Here is a 5667-nt window from a genome sequence, read left to right as displayed (position 1 = left end):
GCCTTATTAAACGTTGCGCTGGTCTGCCCGCTGATGGTTGACGAACCTTTTTTCCATACGTAGGTGTATGGAGCTTTACCACCTGTAGCCACCACACTTAAGGACAGTGGACTCCCGGCAGTAACTGATTCAGTGACTGGCAGATCGCTACTAAATGCAAGGATGCCGGAGGCATCGATATTGCTCGGCTTACCCTTCAGACGAAGGGAGAAAGTCGCAGCAACAACGCTATTTGCCTGTGAATCCCAGGTGTGCTGACGCACCTCAGCGCGCATCAGGAATCCATTACCAGACGGGAAAATAACCTTAAACCCATAAACCCCGTCGTTATCATATGCTGCACGAAGTGCATCCTGCGCCGGGTTGCGGTAGAAGTTACCGGAAAGTGACATTTCAGACGGAGCAGGAAGGCCGTTGATATTTTCCGTTTCATCCGAACAGAGCACTGTCACGTCAATATCGTTTTTCTGACCAGCGGTAAAGCTGGCCTGTTTGATAGTGCAACTCAGGTTTAACCAGGTTGCAGTATCCAGCTCTGCCGCGGTGACCGGCACAGAGGTAATCATTACTACCGTTTTTTGGGCGCGTTCAAATAGTGCTGACATTGCAGCCTCCATATATGAAAAAACCGCCAGCGGCGGTCAGATTGGATTGGTTCCAGTCAGGCAATGACCGTTATTTCGAGCGTTGCCCGATGCAAGTGGGTTGTAGTGTCGTAGCCGGGGATTTTGGTCACCTCGGTAGGAGAAAGCACTTCAAGCCGGGCAAGGGCCTCAAGCCGCAACGCCCTGGCCTCATCGTTCGTTTTGGCCCACACATCTACCTGAATGTGCAGCGTCGATTCGGCCTGCCCGCAGAACACATCCCCGGATACGTCAGTCGGTATCGAGAAAATGATGTAGGGCGCGGGAACATCGGGAAGCCCGTCACTGCCAAGCGGCACCACATACGGATAAACCCTTCCGCCAGCCAGACGCGACAGCAGATCATAGATATCATCCTCTGTCATTTAGCCAGCACCTCATCAATCGCCGTATTCATTCTCTGCATGGCTACCTGTGCAGCCTCTTCCAGCCGAGTATCAAACGCCGGGCGGACAAAAGGATGAGCAGGAGCTGTTGCCGTTCCCAGTTCAACAAAGCGCCAGTAGAAAGCATTCCGTTTGTTGCTGGCCTTCATGGTGTTGTCGCTGTTCCCTGTTTGCGGATTAACACCGCGAATATGTACCCCGGATGCGATTTCACCGCGACGGCGGCTTTTCTGGGTGACGACAACAACGTTTTTCTTCAGCTTACCAGTCTGTTCCGGAGCCCGATCAATCACTTCCTGGCGGAGCACTTCAGCCCCGGCACGAGTAGAATCCCGGAGGACTTTATTGTTTTCAGCCTTGCTGAGGGTCTGCAGGTCTCGGGCGATATCCTGCAAACCGGAAAAATCCAGATTCACATCAATCATTTTTCGGTCCCCTGTTTGCAGAGAATTTCCAGCCGGGTACCTTTGATATCCGGCACCGGAGGCCCCGTAACGTTAAGAACCGCGTCTTTGAAAGGGCCGTTAAGTACTTTCAGTCGGGATGAAGATGAAATGTCCCTGCGAAAACGCACCCAGACTCTGATTGTCGCATCGGCATGCTCAACACCAGCGGCTAACAGCTCCCGACCGCTTATCCCCTTAACCTCGGCCCAGATGGTTTTTCCGTCCTCCCATGTTTCGACTGGCTGGCCGGAAGGCGTTCTGGAGGTTGTGAAATTTTGGATGGTGACGCGGTGCCGTAATCTTCCTGCCTGCATATCACCTCCTACAGAGGAATAAATCGATAGGGCTCAAGCAGCGAGGTAAAGCCGAAGGGAATGCTCATCTTATTAAGATCGGAAGCTTCTTCGCGACTCTCATTCCAGTGGCCCACCAGCAGCATCAGCGCCAGGAGAATATCGTCGGCAATCTTTAGTCCGTCGGGATCGGTATCAGGAATGTTTTCGTCATACAGTTTCCGATTAATGAAGTTCTCCGCACGACGGCGCGCTGATGCGAAATAAAGCAACAGCAATTCATCTTCCGTTTCATCGTCAGCATCGATCCGGCACTGGGCCCTTAACTTTTCAATCGTTGTGCTCATCGTTTTTCCCTGGCCCGCAGCGAACTGCGGGCATAAAAAAACCGCCGGAGCGGTGGAGGTTGAAGCTGATTATTGCCTTAGCCGCCAGATGCCGGTTTGCCCACCAGCGCTTTAATTGCCCCGGTATCTTCCAGCACACAGTCGAAGCGATGGAAGGCCAGGAAGCCAGTCTGATCGTACTCAGCATAACGCTCCACCAGCCGTTTCAACGTCATGTAGGTGACGCGACGAACGATAAAGCGGTTAAAGTCGCCGAAGTAAGCAAATTTGGCACCCGCCGCGATATCAGGAATAGCCTGGTCCACAACATACGGCACCTGCAGAACAGTAGCAGGCGCGCCACCGATAATGTTCGGCAACCAGAGAGGACGGCCCTGGCCATCTTCCATCTCTTCCACCAACTGGAGCGTTGCATCGTTAAAGGCAAAGCGAACTTTCGGGCCATTACGATAGGCGGGATCAACAGCATGTTTCAGCGCATTGAGTTCTTTCCAGGTGAAAGCTGTCGCTGAAGCCGTGTTTTTCGTCCCTGTTACTGAGGACGCCAGTCCTTTCGGCTGTAGCGGTGTACCCGTCCCGGTGCCAAGGACCAGATATTTCGCTTCACCTCGGCCAATGCGCGTTGCGATACGTCCGGCAAGAAATGCTTCGATATCGACGCCGCTGTCCTGCAGCAATTCATTCGACACTCGGATGATTTTGGAAGAAAGTTTCTTTGCTCCCAGAGTCGCGCCGCCGAAAGATACATCTTCTTCACTGGTTTCGGTGTTTTCGCCAAGCAGTTCACCTTCTTCAGCGGTACCGTCAGAAGTTGCCCAGTCGATATCCTGTCCGTTTGAGGTATTCAGGATTTGGGCCACACTGGCAATACCACCGTAATCTTTCAGTGCATCAACAATCTTATTGCGGAACTGGGTTGGTACGGTGTAACCCCCTTTTTCATCCGGCGTCGTACCCTGAGCACGCAGCTCCTTTAAAGCCTGGCGTTCTTCAGCGCTCATCTCGCCAAGACCACGGCGCAAAAACGCATTAAACGCCGCTGCCCTGCGCTCATTTGCCTGCGCTTCCGGGTTTGCTGGATCACGGTTCTGTTGCTGGCGCTGTTCCGGCTCATTTTCATCGATATAGTCCTGATCCTGGCGACGCAGTTCCTCTTCGCGTGCAATACGCTCATCAAGGGAATCAAGCTCTGATTTTGCAGCGTTCCACTGGGTACGCTGCTCATCAGTCCAGGGCGTATCACCAATTTTGTCATGGAGTGCGCGCATATCTTTGGCGATGGTGTTACGTTTTTGCTTCATTTCATGCAGTTTCATGATTTTTCCTTACGCGTTAAGAAGGGTCAGCAGGCGCTCACGCGCCATTCGTTGATTAATGGCGTTCTTTAGCGCACCGCCGTCGCGCGCCTCCTGCCAGGCTTTCATCGATCGGACGCCGGAATCGGCCTCCTGATATGCGGGATAGGTCACCGGACTGACATCAAACAGCCGGGAAAACTTCGATATTTCACGAATGACTACCCCTTCGTCATCCTCGTACCAGTGCTCGCCATCACGGGCGACGCGAAAGGCAAAGGACGACTGGTTAATGTCACCGCGCAACATCGGTGCCAGAACCAGATCGCGGATAGTTTGCGTATCCGGCGCTGTAATGTCGTAACGCAGGCCGCGCTCATCGACAGACAGCGAAAGTGTTCCGGCGGCGCTGCGTCCGAGAATAAAATTGGGATCATGGTTAAACAGCCCACGTACATCATCATTCAGCACATCGTCAAAGGCTCCGGGCTTGATGATTTCACGGAATCCCCAGAGAGGTTCAGAGCGACTGTTAAACACCGATCCGTAACCCAGAATGCGGGTCGGTTCATCGGTGCGTTGTTCCGCGCGAACCTCCCCGCTATAGCAGCGCGTTTCACGGTCATTCATTGGTTTTTTCCTCGTCGGTTTTTGGCGCCTTAAAATCGTCTGCCGGGTTAGCCGCGTTAACGCTCACCAGCATTTCATCCAGGCCGTCTACCGGGTTCATATCTTCGAAGGCTCGCGCCTCGTTGCGGCTCATCCAGCCATCAGTGATCGCAAAGTGGTAGAACTGAGCACGCTCCTGCGGGGTTCCGCGTAGCAGGCCTGTCAGGTTAAACCGGACGTAATACCCGGCGGCCAGTTCTGCACGGGTAAACAGGCGGCGATTGAGTTCCTGCTCCCAGTTCGTCACCCACGGCATGATCGTGTAGCGGACAAACTGAATGGCCTGTTGCGTAATATTTGAGAAAGTGGCTTTTTCGAGATCGTTAATCATGTGTGCCGGAACGTTGAATATTCCTGCAATCATCGACCGGTTCAGCTTCGACATATCAATGATCTGGGCATCAACCGGGGAAACGGTGAGCGCTTTGTAGTCCAGCTCTGCCGGGAGAAGCATCGTTTTATTCTCCTGGCTGCGCAAAGCGGCAGTGGCCTTTTGCCACATGCTTTTTAATCGCCCCCAACTTTCGTCGTTAAGCTGGTTTTTTACCGAAATAATGCCCGCTGGCCGCGCATTACCGTTGAAGAATGAACTGGTGTATGCCTGCCCGCTCATCCCCATACCGATTGTCTCGGCATGCTGCATGATTGGACTGAGCCCCATTTTCTGATTATTCCCCAGCGCCCGGATATGCACCATATCGTCAGGGTTGACGGCAAACGCCCCCTCTTCGTTGTAGACACCATAGGTGTAGCGGCCGCCTGTGTTAAGCAACGTTGTTTCCCAGGGCATACAGCATTCCAGCCCGGAAACCTCTCCACGGCGGGAGCGCTTAACCCAGGTGTAACCATTACCCCAGCCCAGAATGTGACGCTGCTTTAACTCTCTCCATTTATAGCTGGTCTGCCACATGTTCGGTTCATCGTGAAGCAGGTAAAACACACCGTGATCGCGTGCAGCTTCAACCTTGTTATTGGTTTTCCGCATAACATGCAGTGGCATCTGAGCGATATTCGAAGAGATAACGTAAATACAGGCATACACCGCAGCCAGCTTCATCGCCGTTTCCGGGCTGACAAACACGTCGCGGGCAAAAATGTTATCGGTTTCTGCCGATTCACCCGTGATCGGCGTGGCGGGGTTTTCCAGTGGTTCACTACGGAACAGGGCATCAAGCAGCATTTTTCCCCCTCATTGCCGCCACCAGCGCATAAAGCAGTAGCAGGCTACCGGACATCATCAGAGACGGCGCCAGCCCGAACTGCAGATATACGCCTGCAGCGAGCGAACCAAACCCGGTAAGCCCGATAGCATCAGTGATTAAAGTTTTCATAGAAGTAAAAGGTCTTCGTCAGGGTCGATAGTGGACAGGAAGTCAACTTCACCACCACCATTAACAAGCAAGCGACTCATCGCAATAAACATCGCGACAGGACCGTCAATTTTGTTTTCAGGCGTGGCCTTGTTGGGGAAAATATTCTCGTTTTTGTCTGGTTTGACGGTGACGTTGGACATCATCCAGGTCATCACCGGGTTACCGTCGTGATGAAAACGTCCGGCGTAAATTTTCGCCTCGACTTCCTTCATTG

10 protein-coding genes are annotated in these 5667 nt (G+C 53.0%); all 10 read right to left on the bottom strand.

Features of this window, described 5'->3' with window-relative positions; genetic code table 11:
• On the bottom strand, positions 1–605 hold a 605-nt coding region (locus HMPREF3178_RS11200), incomplete at its 3' end, for a phage tail protein (protein ID WP_070585168.1).
• A gap of 56 nt (positions 606–661) precedes the next feature.
• Positions 662–1009, bottom strand: coding sequence for a gp17 family tail completion protein (locus tag HMPREF3178_RS11195; protein WP_070585167.1), 348 nt, complete (start codon positions 1007–1009; stop codon positions 662–664).
• The gene (locus HMPREF3178_RS11190) at positions 1006–1455 is read right to left on the bottom strand and encodes an HK97-gp10 family putative phage morphogenesis protein (RefSeq protein WP_070585165.1); all 450 of its coding nucleotides are present in this window, start codon (positions 1453–1455) and stop codon (positions 1006–1008) included. Before HMPREF3178_RS11190 ends, HMPREF3178_RS11195 begins: the two co-directional genes overlap by 4 nt.
• Entirely contained in the window at positions 1452–1790 is a 339-nt protein-coding gene (locus HMPREF3178_RS11185; RefSeq protein WP_070585162.1) for a phage head closure protein, read from the bottom strand. The genes HMPREF3178_RS11190 and HMPREF3178_RS11185 overlap by 4 nt, the downstream gene beginning before the upstream one ends.
• A gap of 8 nt (positions 1791–1798) precedes the next feature.
• On the bottom strand, positions 1799–2116 hold the full coding sequence (locus tag HMPREF3178_RS11180; RefSeq protein WP_070585160.1) for a head-tail connector protein: 318 nt from the start codon (positions 2114–2116) through the stop codon (positions 1799–1801).
• Between the two features lie 77 nt (positions 2117–2193).
• Positions 2194–3432, bottom strand: coding sequence for a phage major capsid protein (locus HMPREF3178_RS11175; RefSeq protein ID WP_070585158.1), 1239 nt, complete (start codon positions 3430–3432; stop codon positions 2194–2196).
• Between the two features lie 9 nt (positions 3433–3441).
• Entirely contained in the window at positions 3442–4041 is a 600-nt protein-coding gene (locus HMPREF3178_RS11170) for an HK97 family phage prohead protease (protein WP_032439289.1), read from the bottom strand.
• Positions 4034–5260, bottom strand: a complete 1227-nt coding sequence (locus HMPREF3178_RS11165) for a phage portal protein (protein ID WP_070585156.1) — start codon at positions 5258–5260, stop codon at positions 4034–4036. The genes HMPREF3178_RS11170 and HMPREF3178_RS11165 overlap by 8 nt, the downstream gene beginning before the upstream one ends.
• Positions 5250–5411 carry a hypothetical protein gene (locus tag HMPREF3178_RS31280; RefSeq protein WP_163584205.1) on the bottom strand — a complete coding sequence of 54 codons (162 nt, stop codon included), beginning with the start codon at positions 5409–5411 and terminating at the stop codon, positions 5250–5252. Before HMPREF3178_RS31280 ends, HMPREF3178_RS11165 begins: the two co-directional genes overlap by 11 nt.
• Positions 5408–5667, bottom strand: a 260-nt coding sequence (locus HMPREF3178_RS31695; RefSeq protein WP_228705134.1) for a terminase TerL endonuclease subunit, incomplete at its 5' end; no start/stop codon positions are given. The genes HMPREF3178_RS31695 and HMPREF3178_RS31280, both read right to left, overlap by 4 nt.

This window comes from Klebsiella sp. HMSC09D12 (assembly GCF_001808475.1).
GTDB classification, from domain to species: Bacteria; Pseudomonadota; Gammaproteobacteria; order Enterobacterales; family Enterobacteriaceae; genus Klebsiella; species Klebsiella oxytoca.
This window is presented reverse-complemented; position numbering and strand designations above follow the sequence as displayed.